This is a genomic window from Streptomyces sp. NPDC005266 (assembly GCF_040607655.1).
Lineage (GTDB): Bacteria > Actinomycetota > Actinomycetes > Streptomycetales > Streptomycetaceae > Streptomyces.
Window position 1 is genome coordinate 392,495 of the sequence record NZ_JBEXHC010000003.1, and the last position, 15,556, is coordinate 408,050.

11 protein-coding genes and 2 pseudogenes are annotated in these 15,556 nt (G+C 68.6%); 8 read left to right on the forward strand and 5 right to left on the reverse strand.

Annotated features, from left to right (window positions below; genetic code table 11):
• Positions 1-87 precede the first annotated feature (87 nt).
• The 5 genes and pseudogenes from ABZU99_RS08245 to ABZU99_RS08265 all read left to right on the forward strand — a co-directional run bounded on the left by ABZU99_RS08245 (position 88) and on the right by ABZU99_RS08265 (position 4,708).
• Positions 88-744, forward strand: a complete 657-nt coding sequence (locus ABZU99_RS08245; RefSeq protein ID WP_356048635.1) for an amidase domain-containing protein — start codon at positions 88-90, stop codon at positions 742-744.
• A 35-nt stretch (positions 745-779) separates the two neighbouring features.
• A complete protein-coding gene (locus ABZU99_RS08250) occupies positions 780-1,430 on the forward strand; it encodes a hypothetical protein (protein WP_356048637.1) in 651 nt (216 codons plus the stop codon).
• Positions 1,427-2,245: a hypothetical protein gene (locus ABZU99_RS08255; protein WP_356048639.1), complete on the forward strand. Its 819-nt coding sequence runs from the start codon at positions 1,427-1,429 to the stop codon at positions 2,243-2,245. Before ABZU99_RS08250 ends, ABZU99_RS08255 begins: the two co-directional genes overlap by 4 nt.
• 162 nt (positions 2,246-2,407) lie before the next feature.
• A pseudogene (locus ABZU99_RS08260) lies at positions 2,408-2,748 on the forward strand (DUF3662 domain-containing protein).
• Between the two features lie 1,015 nt (positions 2,749-3,763).
• Complete coding sequence (locus ABZU99_RS08265) at positions 3,764-4,708, forward strand: 5,10-methylenetetrahydrofolate reductase (RefSeq protein WP_355944478.1); 945 nt, start codon at positions 3,764-3,766, stop codon at positions 4,706-4,708.
• A 48-nt stretch (positions 4,709-4,756) separates the two neighbouring features.
• Here ABZU99_RS08265 and ABZU99_RS08270 read toward each other — a convergent pair.
• Positions 4,757-4,966 (reverse strand): annotated as a pseudogene (locus ABZU99_RS08270) (IS256 family transposase); the annotation flags it as partial.
• A gap of 234 nt (positions 4,967-5,200) precedes the next feature.
• Between ABZU99_RS08270 and ABZU99_RS08275 the strand changes: the two are divergent.
• Both ABZU99_RS08275 and ABZU99_RS08280 read left to right on the forward strand, forming a co-directional pair.
• On the forward strand, positions 5,201-5,824 hold the full coding sequence (locus tag ABZU99_RS08275; protein ID WP_356048641.1) for a histidine phosphatase family protein: 624 nt from the start codon (positions 5,201-5,203) through the stop codon (positions 5,822-5,824).
• Positions 5,825-6,195: 371 nt separating this feature from the next.
• Positions 6,196-6,993 (forward strand): recombinase family protein, encoded by a 798-nt coding sequence (locus ABZU99_RS08280; protein WP_356048680.1) that lies wholly within the window; start codon positions 6,196-6,198, stop codon positions 6,991-6,993.
• Positions 6,994-7,206: 213 nt separating this feature from the next.
• Here ABZU99_RS08280 and ABZU99_RS08285 read toward each other — a convergent pair whose 3' ends face one another.
• The gene (locus tag ABZU99_RS08285) at positions 7,207-7,392 is read right to left on the reverse strand and encodes a DUF397 domain-containing protein (protein ID WP_355944482.1); all 186 of its coding nucleotides are present in this window, start codon (positions 7,390-7,392) and stop codon (positions 7,207-7,209) included.
• Positions 7,389-8,246: a helix-turn-helix transcriptional regulator gene (locus ABZU99_RS08290; RefSeq protein WP_356048643.1), complete on the reverse strand. Its 858-nt coding sequence runs from the start codon at positions 8,244-8,246 to the stop codon at positions 7,389-7,391. Before ABZU99_RS08290 ends, ABZU99_RS08285 begins: the two co-directional genes overlap by 4 nt.
• A gap of 162 nt (positions 8,247-8,408) precedes the next feature.
• On the opposite strand from ABZU99_RS08290, the gene ABZU99_RS08295 reads away from it, so the two are divergent.
• On the forward strand, positions 8,409-8,894 hold the full coding sequence (locus ABZU99_RS08295; RefSeq protein ID WP_356048645.1) for an ATP-binding protein: 486 nt from the start codon (positions 8,409-8,411) through the stop codon (positions 8,892-8,894).
• A gap of 49 nt (positions 8,895-8,943) precedes the next feature.
• Here the strand turns inward: ABZU99_RS08295 and ABZU99_RS08300 are convergent, their stop codons facing one another.
• The gene (locus tag ABZU99_RS08300) at positions 8,944-9,684 is read right to left on the reverse strand and encodes an ImmA/IrrE family metallo-endopeptidase (RefSeq protein ID WP_356048647.1); all 741 of its coding nucleotides are present in this window, start codon (positions 9,682-9,684) and stop codon (positions 8,944-8,946) included.
• Positions 9,685-9,922: 238 nt separating this feature from the next.
• The gene (locus ABZU99_RS08305) at positions 9,923-15,187 is read right to left on the reverse strand and encodes a hypothetical protein (RefSeq protein WP_356048649.1); all 5,265 of its coding nucleotides are present in this window, start codon (positions 15,185-15,187) and stop codon (positions 9,923-9,925) included.
• Positions 15,188-15,556 lie beyond the last annotated feature (369 nt).

The following is a 15,556-nucleotide window of genomic DNA, read 5'->3' on the forward strand; positions in this document are numbered from 1 at the left end:
TCAGCATTTTTGTTCACGACTCCTCCACGATAGGCTCACGGCGGTGTCAGGTGCATGGTGACGCACCTCACGATGGGAGAGCCTGCCTTGCCCCTTTTCAGCTCCAAGCGCCGCGTATTAGCCGCGCTGACCGCCCCGTTGATGGCGGCGATCACATCCGCGACCGTGAGCCCCGCCATGGCCTACTCGGGCAGCCGCGCCGCGGCGTACGCGGATCAGTACGCGCTCCAGCCGAACAAGCCGGCCTTCCCGGTGTTCGGCGCGGACTGCACCAACTTCGTGTCCCAGTCCGCCCATGTGGGCGGCGGCTATCCGTTCCGCGGAGCCAACACCAACGCCTCCAGCGACAAGGTCTGGTGGATCCGCGGCAGCGGATCCAGCAACGACGACTTCAGGTGGTCCAACTCCTGGGTGGCGGCCGACGGCTTCTACCGCTTCCTGCTGGCCGACCAGCCGGGCGGCAAAGCCGGTGGCAGCGCCCCCGGTTCGTCGACCGACTACTGGACGCCCGACAGCCAGAAGACCGGGGACGTGCTCTTCTACGACTGGGGACAGGGCGAGGGCGTCAGCCACGCGGCGATGCAGGTCGGCTACGGCCCCGACGCGACGTCCCCTTCCTGGAAGGGCAACTACGTCGACCAGCACACCAGCAACCGGTACCACGCGTTCTGGTCGCTCAAGCCCTACAACGCCGCCTGGGCGACGACCACGGTCTACTTCATGCACATCGACGCCGCCAACTGACACTGCGTCAGTAAGCTTTGTGAACCGGAGATAGCATGCCCCCCGTCAAGTCCACATGGCGTACGACGACGGCCATCAGCGCGCTGACCGTCGCAGCCGTCGGCGGTGTCGTCGCACTCGGCGGCGCGGGCGCCGCGTCCGGCAGCCCGCAGACCGGCGCCGGCCTGGTCCAGGCCGACGCCGCTCAGCTGCCCAGCGTCAAGAGCGCCTTCACGGGCGCCATCAAGGCGGCCCGCACCTCCCAGGCTCCCCCCGCCTCCGCCGTCGGCGATGTGTCCACCCTCAAGGCCGGTCAGGCCGCGCCGATGGCCGGCTCCTCGGTACGCCGGCGCCAGCTGTCGGACGGACTGTCCACCCTCGCCAAGCACTTCACCCCCCAGCAGGCCAAGCATGAGGCGGTCGGCCTGCGCAACGCCGTGGCCGGCGAGGCCGATCCGACGTTCCGCAACCTCGGCAGCGGAGCGTCCAAGGTGGACTTCACCCGGGTCGGTGTCTCCGGCTCGACGGCGACCGTCCAGGCCAAGGTCACCCTGTGGGCGAAGTTCCAGCAGCAGATCGACGGCAAGTGGGTCACGGCCAACCCCGTCAACGTCATGAACTACACCGCCACGCTCGTCAAGAACGCCGAGGGCGACTGGCTGGTCGACTCCCTGACGGGCAACTTCGCCCCGAACGAGGGGCCGTGACACCTCTCCGTATCGCAGCCGGTGGCCTGGCCTCCGTCCTGGTCGCCGCCCTGGCCACCGGCTGTGCGAACACCGCCGCCCCGCCGAGCGCGCGGCAGCAGGTCATCGACCGGGTCCACCACGCCTATGAGCGGACGACGGCGCTGCCCGCCGTGTCCGCCGCCCTGACCGAGACCGTCGCGTCCGGCACCAGCGCCGTGGCGCAGGGCAAGGGCACGGCCGTCTGGGAGTTCCCCCACCGGAGGGGTGAGACCCGGATGACGGTGAACGGACAGACCCCGGTGATCGCGCTCCGGGTCGAGGACACCTTCTACGAGGGCCGGACGCGGAAGGCGCTGGCCGGCACCGGGCGGGACCTCGCCCGGACGGGCGCGCGCAACCCCACGGCGATGCCGCAGATCCAGGCCCCGGGGCTCGACCCCTTCCAGCTGACGACCCTGCTGGGCGCCACCTCATGGCCCGACACCCTGGAGAGCGCGCAGCCGGTCGTCACGTCCGACGACAGCGGGCAGCACACCGAATACCAGCTCGGTATCCGAACGGCCCGACTGGCGACCCATGCCAAGGGGGCCGACCGCACCTGGCTGACCGCGATGTCGCGACAGCCGGGCGGGGAGGTCGTCACGGTGGCCGCCAGGCTCTCCCACGGCCGCATCAGCACGCTCTCCGCGCAGCTCCCCATCCCCAAACCGCACTCCCTCGCCAAGGAGCCCAAGGGGGCGAGCATCGCGCCCACACCCAGGCCGATGACCGTCCTCGTGTCCGCGGAGTTCTCCTATGTGAAAAAGCCTCAGCCCCTTGCCGTCCCCTCGTAAAGAAGGGGCCACCGCAGGCCGGCCCCTTGTCGTGGCAGGAAGCCATGACAAGGGCACGACCAGGGCATGACGTGGTACTTCACGGGAACTCGGAGCGGCTTGGAGACGCTGAACCGATGGGAACGAGCCCTGGAGCGCTGAGAGGAAGCGCTCGTCGCCAAGGTGTTCCGCAGTGAGCCTGTCGAGCTCCTCGGTGCCCTGCAACGGGAGTGCGACGACCATGCCGTGGTGTGCGGCCCACACCGGGTGGTGGTCCCGAACGTCTATGACGTCGCGCTGGCCGACGCGGTGTACGAGAAGCTGGAGCACGCGGCTGCTCGGTAGGAGAGGAGCTGACGGACCACCTGATGCGGCACGCGGAGGAGAACGGCTACGAATGGGCGGGCCCGCCCACCGTGCATGTCACCCGGTCCAGCACCGTACCCAACGGCCGGTATCAGGTGGCGAGCAACCCCACGTCCCACATCCGCGCCGACGCGTTCACCGCCCCGGTCCCCGGCTGACGCCGGGCATGGCTGCTTCAGGCAACCAGAGCGATTCGGAGCGCGGACGCGCCGTGTTACTCGGCCTGGTCGCTGTAGGTGTGGCCTGGCCTGCTGGCTGGTGAGGTCGGCCCTCATGGGGTGGGCCGAGTAGCGGTGGGCCTGGCTTGCCGAGTGCGCGTCGTTGGTCCCGGGGCTTGCGTACGCCATCGTGCACGCGTGGGGTGAGCAACGTCCCTTCGTGCCGTCCCTTCAGCGTGAAGCGTGGATCACTGCCGTCCTCACCGCGGTTACTGCGGTTGCGCCGGTCGTTGTGCTGCTAAGGGCTGGGGAACCGCGACCGTCGCACTGCTGATCGCGGCTCGCAGCGGGGCCACGCCTGCGTATGCGCCACACCATCTGCGGTCTGCCGCCCGCCCAGGCGTCGCGGACCGAGTGACCAGTTCCTTGTACCGGCGAGGGATTACGACTCCTCACCCGGCACAGCTCACCATCCCTGACTGACTTGTTGAACCTTGAGCCCAGAGGTTCCCTGGTGCTCTAACTCCTGTGAACATCCCGGAGCACCACCGTGTCCATCTCCTTCTTCCGGTCTGATCACCGCACCCTTCGCCTGGGCACCCCGTTCGCTGTCGCATGTGTGAGCGGTGCAGTGATCGCCCTGGGGAATATGTCCAGGGACGATTGGGAGGCGAGAGACGGCGCCTCGGTCCACTCCGTGCCGAATGCGTCAGCTTCCACGAAGGCCAGCACTGTGCAGAGGAAGTCAGTCGCCTCGGTGGCGGGTTCTGCTTCCCGTAGAGGCACGGGCAAGAACATGCACTTCACCGTGGCCGGGGAGACGATCGCCAAAGCTCTTAACCGCCTCCCGGCTACTCAACGCGGCTGTGCTCTGGACGACCCGCTATCTGGACGCGAGCAATTGTCAAATCCTCGGGTCCGCGCGGCCGGACGTCAGTTAGGTTCAGAACCGAGTCCGGTCTCACAGGGTGGTGTTCGCCTGCCGCATGGCGGATGAGCTGCTAACTTCCGCGTCATGGCGAACCAGAGCGACGGCACAGATCTCCGAAGCCGGGTGGCCGATGCCGACAGCGGTGTCCTGTTGTTCGGCATCACGCCGCCCCGTCTGAGCAACACTCCCGAGCGGATCCGGGAGATCACCGCAGCCACCCTGGCACGGTTGGAGTCCCTCGATGTCGACGGTCTGGCGCTGTACGACATCGACGATGAGAGCGACCGTAATCCGGCGCAGCGGCCGTTTCCGTACCTGCCGACCATCGACCCTGCCGTGTACCACGCGGACTATCTCGGCAAGTGGAACCGCCCGGTGGTCGTCTACCGGTGCGTCGGCAAGTACTCCCAGACGGAGCTGCGGACCTGGCTGCGGACGGCCGACGCCGACCGGCTGCTCGGCGTCTTCGTCGGCGCGTCCTCGAAGGGGAAGGCGGTGCGGACCGGCCTGTCCGAGGCGCAGGACCTGCGCCGCGATGTCCGCCCAGACCTGCTGCTCGGTGGCGTGGCCATCACCGAACGCCCGGAGGAGCATCTGCGGCTCGTCGCCAAGCAGGTGGCCGGATGCGCGTACTTCATCTCGCAGGTCATCTACAGCGCCGACGCGGCGAAAAGCATGGTCTCCGACTACTACTACGCCTGCCGCGAGCGGGACCTCGAACCGAGGCCCGTCCTGTTCACGCTCTCGGTGTGCGGCTCGGTGAAGACGCTGGCGTTCCTCCAATGGCTCGGCGTCGACGTCCCGCGCTGGCTGGAGAACTCCCTGCGCCATGCGGACGACACCCTGGCCGAGTCATACCAGCACTGCTTGGCGAACGCCCGGGACCTGATCGCCTTCTGCCGCAAGCTCGGCATGCCGTTCGGCTTCCTCGTGGAGAGCGTGTCCATCCGCAAGGTCGAGATCGACGCCTCGGTCGCCCTGGCCCACGAGCTCAGCAGGCTGCTCGGACGAGGTACACCCTCGGTGTGAGGCCGGGCACGAACGTGCGGCTGTCGAATCCCGCGATCGGGACGCGGCTCAGGCCGTGCTGGCGTCCTCCCGTTCGACGAGGACGCCGCGCTTGAAGCGGGCTCCGGCTCGCACGAGGGCGACCAGGTGCGGCGCATTGACCGCGCGCCAGCGTTCCTGGGCGGACTCGATCAGCTTGAACGTCATCGCCAGAGCGGCCGACCGCGACCCGGCGCCGCGGGTGACCTTGGTGCGCAGCCGCACAGTGGAGAAGGATGCTCGGCCGCTACAGCTTCCGCGCCTCCACCCCGGTCGACGGCGGTCTGCGCCCACTGCGCGACCCAGGGGGCGGCGGTCTCGACGAGGACGACGGCGAGGATTAGGGCCCGGCTTCCGGACCTTGCGATGCGCTGATCCGGCTTGAAGCCCGACCCAGCCCTTCGTGGAACCGGCCTACTCTGGTCGGCGTCCCTCCATGAGTCCGCAAGATCGACTTCACCGAAGGACGCACCCATGACCGGTACGGCCGCCCGCTACCTCTACCTCACACGCCACGGCGAGGCATCGCCGGACGAAAGTGAACTGACGGATACTGGCCGCCACCAAGCCGCCTTGCTCGGGGAGCGGCTCTGCGGGGTTCCGCTGGCGGCAATCCACCACGGGCCGCTCGCCCGTGCCGAACAGACCGCGCAACTGGTCGGTGAGCGGCTCGACGGCGTCCCCCGGCGTCGCTCCGAAGCGGCTGGCGACTACATACCCTACCTGCCGACACGCGAGGAGCTGCCGTCGGAGGCAGACGACGCCTGGTTCAAGTTCCTAGACCAGTTCACGGCCAAGGAACGCGAGCAGGGCCCCGGGCTCGCGGCAGCGGCGCTCGCGGACTTCACCGGACCTGTCGTCGGCGACGAGCCGCGCCACGAGCTTGTCATCACCCACAACTTCCTGGTCGGCTGGCTCGTCCGAGCCGCCCTCGACGCGCCGAAGTGGCGGTGGCTGGGCATCAACCACGCCAACGCGGCCCTGACTGTCATCCGCTACACAGCCGACCGCCCGCCGGCACTCCTCCTCTTCAACGACACCGGCCATCTCCCCGCCGAGCTCCGCTGGACCGGCTTCCCGCAAGAGCTCCACGTTTGAGGCCCGGAGGTGAGATCGATGTTGACCCATCGGAGGGAGCATCCGATCGTGTCGGCAAACGATCGTTTGCCGACACGCACGGCGGGTGTCCAATGAACCCGGACATTCCGGGGCACGGGAGCATGGTCAATCCAATCGGATCCGATGACCGTTGATGACAGGGTTTGACACAGATAGGGTCCGTTCCACCTTGCGGAAGGGGCCGGATGGCGAACCTGGTCTACAAGCGGGTCTCGACCGACCAGCAGTCGACCGCCCGGCAGAACCTGGTCCTGGACGAGGCCGGGATCGAGGACCCGATCCCGTTCGAGTAGGAGTCCGGTACCTCCAGCCGTCTTCACCCGCTTCAGCGCCCGAAGTTCGGCGAGCTGCTGGCGTACGCGCGGCCGGGCGACACCGTGCACATCTCCGAGATGTTCCGCCTCGTACGCGGCACCGGGCACATCCTCGACGTGCTCGACGTCCTGCACCGCGACCGGCTTGCCCTACGCATCCACGACGGCGCGTTCTCCGCGATGGACCTTACCGCCCGCCACCCGCGCACCGGCGAGCTGCTGTCCACGGTGAAGTGCATGGTGCAGACCCTCGCCGCCGCCGGCGAACTCCAGCGGGACCTCCAGCGGGAATTGACCTACGACGGACTGCGGGCCGCCGAGGCCAATGGCAACAAGGGCGGGCGCCGGCCAGCCGTCACGGGCGAGACGATCGCCGACGTGCGCGCGGCGTACCTCGACGGCCAGACCATCGCCGCCCTGGCCCGCGAGCACGGCGTCAGCCGCGGCGCCGTCCGCACCGCCGTCGCCGACCTCATGCCCGAACGCGTCGCAGCCGACGAAGGCACCCCGGCCCCGGAACTGCCCGTCACCCTCGACATGCCTGGCAAGGTCGCCGACTTCCTCCGCGCCACCGAGATGGGCGACGCCGAGCTGGCCGCGCTCGACCACGGCGCGACGGTGCGGCGCGGCCAGGGCTACACGCTGCGCGTCACCGCTGCGCCTGCGGTTCACGGCCAGCTCCTCGCCCGCTGCCAGCCCCTCGACGGCACCCAAGGCGCCCCGACCGCCCGGCACAGCGCGAGGCCCGCCGCGAGTACGAGAACCGCGTCAATGCCCTTCAGGCTGCTACAGCCGGACCATGATCAATCTCAGCGCCAACCACGGTTCGATTGATCCCCGGGGCCGGAGTATGGGGCAGGTGGAGGCAGGCCCGGTGCCGCCGCCGTCCGGCGGGCCGATGGGACGGTCGGCCGGCGGCGGCCCAGCCCGGATGACGGGAGCCGCCACCGGGCCCTGACACCAAATGCGCCGAAGGCGCGAGACGAAAGCGGGGCGCTCGCCGTTCCATGCCCTGCCCGCCGCGCTGACCGCGCGGAGGTTGTCTCGCTACTCCCCCACCGCGTACTGCACGAACTGGCTCCAGCCCTCGCGACCGACCGCGAAGGCCGGGCGGCTAGCGTCCTTGGAATCCCGTACATGGACGGCCTGTTCGGTGACGGCCACCTCCACGCAGCTGTCACCCTGGCTCCCGCTGTAGCTGGACTTGAACCAGGCGAGTTCCGTTGTGCTCATAGCTCTCCTCGCAGTCGCTCCAGCAGACCCCGCGAGTCTTTGGGGGTCAGGGCCTGCGAGCGCAGTGTGTCATAGCGCTGGTAGAGAAGGCTCACCTCTTTCGGGTCACTGATCAGCCTGCCGTTCTGCTGCCCTTCGGAGTACGCGAGCCGCCGCCCCTCCGGGGTTTCCAGCAGCTGAACAGGACCGTCGAGACACGCATGCAACTCTGCCTCCAGAGGCACGACTTGAAGCTTCACGTTACGCAGCGCGCTGAGTTGCAGTACGTGGTCGAACAAGACCCGCATCTTCTCCGAGTCGCCGAACCTCCGGCGGAAGACGCCCTCCTCCACGATGAAGCTGAACGGGACGTCCGGCCGCTCATACAGCATCTTCTGCCGCTCCATGCGAGCCGTGACCTGGGCCTCCAACTGCGAGTCCGTCAGGAGGGGGATCGTGCCCTCGAACACCGCCCGCGCGTAGTCCTCCGACTGCAACAACCCCGGAACCAACCTGCACTCATACGTACACAGGCTCACCGCCACCCTCTCCAGCCGCGCCCACCGCCGGAACCACGCGGCAAGCCCCGGCTCGCCCCTCGTCAGATGACGGGCCGCCTTCCGGAGAGCACCCGTGTTGCCCAGGACCTCCTCCGCCCGCTCCACGAACGACTCATCCGGCATCCGCCGCCCCAGCTCAACCGACGCCACCGTGTGCTTCGAGAACCGGACCAGCTCGCCGAACTCGACCCGGCTGAAGCCCGCGTGCTCGCGCAGGGCCTGGACGACGGCCCCGAAAGTCCGCAGACTGTCCGAGGGGTCGGGCTCCCGCTCCCAGTCACCGTCGTCCGCCACACTGGCATTGTCAGTCGTCATACCGCGGCCACCTCCAGGTGCGTATGTGCGAGGCCCCCGCGCTCGACTCACTCAGGGTGACGGAACGACCGGCGTACCGTCCACCGAACGTGCGCGTACGCTGACCGTGCGTACGCAGCGCGCCGCTGGCAGGGGCCGCCGCACACCCGCCACCGTGGCCCCATGAACACGAGCACGTCCCAACTTCCCCCCACCCCACGCGCCTTTACCCAGCGCCTGTCCTCCACCCGGCGCGGGGCCCGGCTCGCCCGGCTGTTCGCCGTCGAGCAGCTACGTACCTGGCCGGTGTCGCCAAGCCTCACCGAGCGCGCCGAGGAGATCATCGGCGAGCTGGCCGCCAATGCCGCCCTGCACGGGCGCGTACAGGGCCGGGACTTCCGGCTCACCCTCACCCACCAGGAAGCAACCGGGACCCTCCGCATCGAGGTCGCCGACACCCGTGGCGAGAAGCTGCCCGCGCTCGGGCCGGTCCCGGAGCCGGACAGCGAAACAGGACGTGGTCTGCATCTGGTCGCCGCCCTCGCCGATCGCTGGGGTACGCAACCCCACGAAACCGTGGGCAAGACCGTATGGGCGGAGCTGGACTCAGTCGTGCCCTTCCGTCAAAGCTGTAAATCATCGGGCCGCCTGGGTATGCCCCGCAGGTGACGACCCTGCTCCGTCATGGCGCACAGGAGGCGGTGCCGTTTCGTGGCCGTCATGGCTGGAAGATCAGGTCGCCCTTCTCCGCGTCCGCGGTGGGGGCGGTGGCCGCGGGCGGTTCCGGTGCCAAGGCGTCGCGCAGCTCCTCCACGTCCATGTCGAAGTAGGCCGCGAGCGGGCGCAACGTGGTGTCACCGGCCAGATAGCCCTCGTAGAGACCACGGGCGGGGCCCAGCGGAAGGCGCCTGGCCCGAGCGGCGGCCACGCGTTTCTCGTGGAGATCGGCGTGCTGGGCCAGGAGGTGGCAGACCTCGGTGGTCACCCCGCGCAGACGGTTCCTGTAGTCGGCCGTGACCAGGCCGAGTTGGTGCAGGCGGGCTGCGAGCGCGCTCGGAGAGACCTTGAACCGCACGACGAGAGCGCGGAAGACGTCATCGGACACGTGAGAGTCGGGGGACTCGGCCGTCACTACGGCGTGGATCTCCGCCTGCGGCATCAGGAAGTTGGACGCGAAGACGTTGGCACGGATCTCGGTCCGGTCCTTCTGCCTGCCGGGAGCCAGGTGGGTCTCGATGAGCATCTCCTGGGCGTCGCGCGCCAGGATGTGGCCGAGTTCGTGGGCGAGCGTGAAGCGCTGCCGGGTCCACCCGCCCGTGCGTGCCAGCAGAACCAGCCGGAAGCGGTCCGACTGCCAGGCTGCCCCGTCGAGACCTTGCGGCAGATCCGTCTGTGCCACGTCGATTCCGAAGTGCTGTTCGAGGGCACGGACGAGATCGGAGGTCTCGCATGCGGCCACCGACGTCACCCCCTGAGCGGCCAGTGCCGACAGGGCATCGCGGGCCAGCGCTTCTCCTTGGACGACCCGCGGGCGTCAACGACTTGCGGTGCCATCGAACGCAGACAGAGAGAAATGAACCGGGCCCCCTGACTGCGTCAATGGCAACAAAGGGTCATCAGCGGCCGTCCTCCTTCTCACGTCTGGTGAGAACGCGCGGAGTGGTGGGCCGAGGCTCGACTCGGCCCACCCAGCCGTATCAGCCGCTACGCGACCAGCAGCCGCGCATCACCGGCTCGGCCCGCAGCCGCGAGCCCTCACGCTCCAGCACCTGGAACGCTTCCAGGCACTCGCGCACCCAGTTGGCGTCACGCTCCTCCACCCCGGCAAGCTCGATGGCGGTGAGGAGGTCCCCGTCATCAGCCCATTCGTGCCCGAACTCCTCGACGACAGCGCGATAACCCGCTGCGACCATGGGATCTGCCGTGAGGCCCGAGGCTTCTACCAACTCCGCCGCGTAAGACTTCTGATCGAGCTCATCAGAGAGGCTGCGCAATGCCTGATCCTCGCTCCGCGAGGTGCGACGCAGCTCGACGGCGCGATCCACCAGCATGGGCCAACCGCCCGTGACCTCCAGCAATCGGGTAAGCCGCTCTTCGGTCTCGAAGCGCTCGCCTCGCAGGGCCCACGACTTCAGGCTACGCCTATCGTGGCGGCGCAATACGACCACGGACGACTCGGCCATATCCGTGTCCATCAGAAGGTCACGCCAGCCGCCGAGCTGCTCGGTCCCGGCGACAAGGACAACCGCCCTGGTGACTCCCGGGCGTTCCGGGAGAAGTGTCCCGGCCAGTTCCAGCGATTCCCGGAAGGCGTCCTCGTTCACAGCACGGCCGGCAAAGTCGCTGACGATGACGCGCCGCTCGCCAGGGCGACCCGAGGTGAGCTCCTGACGGAATACACTCATGCGCCCGATGGGTGGCATGTTCCACCCCGCCAACCTACCGGTGACCGTGCGCAGTGTGTCGGCGACGTCCGTGACGCCCGTCGCGAAGGTGCCCAACACCATCCGCGTCTGGTTGGTGTGATCACCCAGAAGGTCGTCGACCTGGGTGACGGTGAGCGGGGCCGAGCGGCCGTCGGACAGTTCGGGCCGCCCCTCCATGACGACCGTCTCCTCCAGATCGCATTCGGTCTCGGCACTCAACAGCTGCGCCTCTACCTCCTGGGCGGTTCCGATCATCCGCAAGGCGTTGGGGCCGCGCAGATGCCACCCTCGCCCGTCACGGTTGGGGGCGAGAACACCGAGACCTACCATCTCCTGGAGGTAGGACCGAAACCCCTCGCTGTCGAGGTGCTGGAATCCAGCAGGCCACCAACTGGCGCATTCCTCCCGCAGTTCCACATCGCTGAGCCGGGTCTCCAGGCCATTGTCCCGGGCGTGCCGGGCCAGCACATTGGCGATGACGTTGTACCGGTCGTCAAGGGTAAGCGTGTCCTTGAACGCCGCGGTGATGTCGGCGCGCAGCGAGGGATCGGATTCCACCGCCTCCACATCGGCCGCCTCGATGGCGTAGGGCGGTCCGTCGGCGTCGCCCCGGGCTCGCCTGCGCTGCATCACCTCCACAAGCCTGCTGCCGAACATCTGTAGCAGGAAGGGCTGGTACGAGCAGAAGCCCAGGACTCGGTTCACCAGGTCGACATCGGCGAACTCGAATCCCAGCGCCCGCATCGGCAGAGCGAGCAGGTCAGCCGCGAACTGCGGGGCGAGCGGCCCGACGACGGTCGGGGTCTGTGCGAGGTGGCTGAACGGCCCGTTGCGTGCCAGCCGGGTGAACCGCTGTACGGAGTGCAGCCCCGCGAAGACGACCTTCATCCGGCCCGGTGTCTCCAGGCAGAGCCCCTTCAGGCGCCGGGTCTGCGTGCAGTGTGGGACATCGGCCTCGAAGAACCGGTCGCACTCGTCCATCAGGATCAGCAGACGACGACGGGGGTTGTCCTCCAGCCAGGCCTTGATGCCCGAGCGCACCCGCTCGTACGGGTCGGTGGTCCACGCCCTGCGCCGTGGCTGCGAGGGGAGTACCTCTGCGTCGGTCAGCTCCCGGTCCAGCACGCTCCAGATCGTCTCTGCGCCGAGCGCGGCACCCTTTCCGATGTTGTGGTGGTCGAGGTTGAGGTAGATCGGACGGTGATAGCCCGGCTGTTGGTCGGCGAATCGCGCGCCGGCGTCATTGAGCAGCGCCGACTTTCCGAGTCCCCGGCCCCCGAAGATGATCTGGGTACCGTCAGGATCGATGATGCTCTTACGCTCCGCGTCGCGTCCGTAGAACATCTCGCGGCCGATCCGTCCGCGCTTCTCCTTGATGTACGGATTGACCCCGGAGAATGGCAGGAGGGTCTCGGTCGCCACGGTTACCTGCCGGTTTCCGCGGGCCGCCAGATAGGCGAGGGCCGCATCGTCCAGAACCATCAGCGGCGCGCTTCCGGCGCTGTGCGCGGCAAGCTCCGCACGGGCCTCGCGACCGAGGGTGCCGAAATAGACGACGAGAAGGCTTTCACCGCTGGGCTCTTTGGCCGCGCGGCTCAGCACCAGTTGCACCTGAGGACGTCCCCAGAGCATGAGGACGCGCAATCGGCCGCCTTGCTCAAGGATCTTGGTTCCGAACGCGGGGGCCCAGGCGCGGCCGTTGATTTCGATGTCGGGAACATCGACGAAACCGTACTCCTCCTTCGTGCGCGCCAGGTCGTGCAGGGGGCGTGCCCGCCGGGCCTCATAACCCAGAAGGGAGAGCGCGGGCAGCAGCATGAGCCGCACGTTGATGTTCGGACGTTCCTTCGGTTCGACGACCGAGAGTTCCCGCCATCGGCTCAGCGCGTCCGCGGCGCGCGCGGCCTCGTCGGCCGACAGATGGCCGTAGTCGAGCACCGGCAGGGTCGCGTGACGGCCACGCTCCCGAACCAGACGGATAAGACCCGCGGTGATCCCGTCGGTCAGTGCGTCCGGGACTGCCGGGAAGAAGTCCGCGAGGTGCGATTCGTTGGCCTCGATCTCAGGCACGGGCTCGCCCAGCTCAAGGAAGTAAACCAAGTCAGCCGCGGTCGCGAGCCCACCGGTGTCCAGATGGCGCAGCACCTGAGCGCGCTCGTCAGCGGTTACGTCGGGGAGGGCGTGGAGCCTGGCTCGCAGCCGGTCCGCGGCCTCCTTCCGGTACTGCGGCAGCAGCCTTTCGACCCGTTCGAGGGTACGCCGTACGACGCTGAGATCGCGCGACGAGCCGTCCTCGGCCTTCGGATGACAGTCCGCGAGCAGTTCCTGGAGCTTGACGTCCTGGTCGTCGGAGACCGCGCCATCAGCTTGCGCACGCCTGAGCTCCGCGACGAGCTCGCCATGACGTGCGCCGAGTTCTTCGCGGCGCTGCCGCTCCGTCTCCTCGACGTGCGTCCTGCGATTCACTTCAAAACGTACGACCTCACGTTCACGCAACGCGCCCCGGTCAGCGAAGTCGAGGATGCTGTAAGCCGCACCGAAGGCGTCGTGCGCCACCTGGAGTTCGAGCGCTTCTTCCCAGGTCCGGTCCACGGCTGCCAGCAGGTCTGTCACCGTGGGCGATTCGCCGGCTCCGAACGGGACCTTGAGCAACTCAGCATCGACGACCTGACCCGTGTCGGCCTCCGTCTCGGGCGACCCGGCGGTCGCGCCGTGCTCCAACTCGTCGAAGAGGGAGGTGAGGGAGATCCGTGCGGCCCAGGCCGCGGCGGCCGGCAGTGAAGCGCCCGGCCTCCCCGTCAGTTCGAGGTCGGTGAGTGCGTGGTCTCGCCGGCCGAGGACGGCTTGGCGCATCGTGGAGATCTCCTGCACCGCCCAGTGATTGTCGACCGCGTTGCCCCGGCGCAGGGCTTCGGTGACGTACAGCCACTCCTTGGCGCAGTCCACCACGCGCTCGACCACGTGTACCAGGTCCTGGCGCCCTGAGCCCTGGAGGGGACGGCCACCGGAACCACGGAGATCCCGGTCGAGCCGGTCGATCTCCGTGTGGACCTCGGAAAGGCGGCTCAGCCGCTCGATGGTTTCTCGCGCGATCGATTCCGCGCCCGCATCACCGTTCAGCAAACCCAGAAGCATGCCGCCGAGCATGCCGTCCGCCGACAGCCACCGCTTGGCGATGTGCGTGGCCCGGTTGTACCGCAGACGCTGCGGCTTGAGCAACGCCCGGCAGTGTCCAGTTATCTCACGCAGCCTTGCCTCCGACTCGGACACATCGGCGATGACGGCCATCGGTGGAGCGATCAGCAGAGCACCGTTCAGTGCCCGGTCCGCGACCGCTATCGCGATGGTGGCAAGGTTCTCGGGCAGTCGCGGTGCCAACGCTTTCAGCTGGGCACCAGTCTCGTGCTCCCCGGTGATGAGCGCTGCGCGGACCAACGCGGGCAGCAGGATCAGTTTGGTGCCCTCGATGTCGGACGCGCCGAGGGCGCCCCATTGCTGGAGTGCTTCCTTGACAGCCCGGGCGTCGGCACCGGATCCGGAACGCAGCACCGCACAGACCGCGGCGAGCCGCAGCGCGGCCGCCTCGCCCTGCGAACGGCCCACGGCCTGGGAGAGGTGGGAAGCGAGACCGAAGCGCCCCTCGGAAACCAGCCGGGCCATGGCGGTCTCGACTTCGGTCCTGGACGGACCTGATTCCACCGGACGGGAAGGAGTGGACGGCGTTTCGGCCACGACCGCGCTGGGGAGAGCGGTGTGTGTCGCCTCCCCTTCCCGCGTGCCGTCGTCGGTCCACTTCGAGGCCTGTTCCGGCGAGGTTGCCACGGGGGGGTCGCGGAGTTCGCCACCTGCCGATACCGACTCGGACTGAGGGCTGGCCCCGAGGCCCTGTTGCTGGTCGAGAGGCTCCGATACGGACGATGGTCCAGACGAACCGCCGCGCTGGTCAGCCGAGTCCACCGGGGCATCCGGGACGACGGTCACGCTGCCTTGTCCCACGCTCCCCTCACCGGAGTCGACTTCCCGGTTGGGTGCCGTATCCGTACTCGGCGCAAGGGTCAGCCCGTCATACATCACGGCGGCCATCAGGCAGTCGGGCAGGTGTTGCCCGACACGCTGCTGGCGCTCCATGATCGCAGGCAGCGAGTCCGGCTGTGTGCTCAGTTCAACGATCTCCACCAGCGCGGCCAGGGCATCTGCCTGCTCCCATTCCGGCTCGCTCAAGACCGTCGCCTTCAGCAGTTCGCGTGCTCGAATCCGCGCGGTCTCCAGTGCCGACGCCGCCGGACCGTCCACGCCGCACTCGATGGCCAGCGCCTGGTTCAGGACGCGGCGCATGGAGCGGTCTCGATCGCGAACCGCACAGTGAGCCTCCACGGCCCGTGCCACATCGTCCAGCCGGGACGGCACGGTCCCCACCCCGACCGCTGTCAGCGCTTCCTGGGCGCGGACGAAGGCCGGGGAGAGGGCGGACAGTGCTCGCAGATCACCCTCGGCGGGCGGGCGACCGTCCTTGATGGCCTCGGCGGCCCGGTCCACCGCTTCCCGGGCGGCCGAGACGACGGCTTCCAGAGCTTCGTATACGGCACAGGGCTCGGGGACGACCTCCGTGGCCACGGGCTCGCTCGCCAGGGCGGGCTGCGGTGCGCTGCGTTCCGGTGACGGTTCATCGGTGCCGGGGAGGGGTGTCGGCGCGGCTCCCACGACGCGCACCGCAGCTTCTCGCACGGCGCGCAGTGCCTTCGCGTCCGTCTTCATGCCGAGCCAGCCGCGGTCGGCCGCCCACAGGAGGATCCTGGCGTCGGCGACGGATGCCTGGCACCCGGCGAAGACCGTGAGCCGCACCAGCGTCTCACCCCACCGTTCGACCGGGTCAAGGGTAGTGGCCTCGGTCAGGACGGCGGTCAT

Excerpts from the sequence above, each read along its gene's own strand:
- ABZU99_RS08275 (WP_356048641.1), top strand. The coding sequence starts at position 5,201 with ATGACCGGTACGGCCGCCCGCTACCTCTACCTCACACGCCACGGCGAG.
- ABZU99_RS08295 (WP_356048645.1), top strand. The coding sequence starts at position 8,409 with ATGAACACGAGCACGTCCCAACTTCCCCCCACCCCACGCGCCTTTACC.
- ABZU99_RS08285 (WP_355944482.1), bottom strand. The coding sequence starts at position 7,392 with ATGAGCACAACGGAACTCGCCTGGTTCAAGTCCAGCTACAGCGGGAGC.
- ABZU99_RS08290 (WP_356048643.1), bottom strand. The coding sequence starts at position 8,246 with ATGACGACTGACAATGCCAGTGTGGCGGACGACGGTGACTGGGAGCGG.
- ABZU99_RS08265 (WP_355944478.1), top strand. The coding sequence starts at position 3,764 with ATGGCGAACCAGAGCGACGGCACAGATCTCCGAAGCCGGGTGGCCGAT.
- ABZU99_RS08250 (WP_356048637.1), top strand. The coding sequence starts at position 780 with ATGCCCCCCGTCAAGTCCACATGGCGTACGACGACGGCCATCAGCGCG.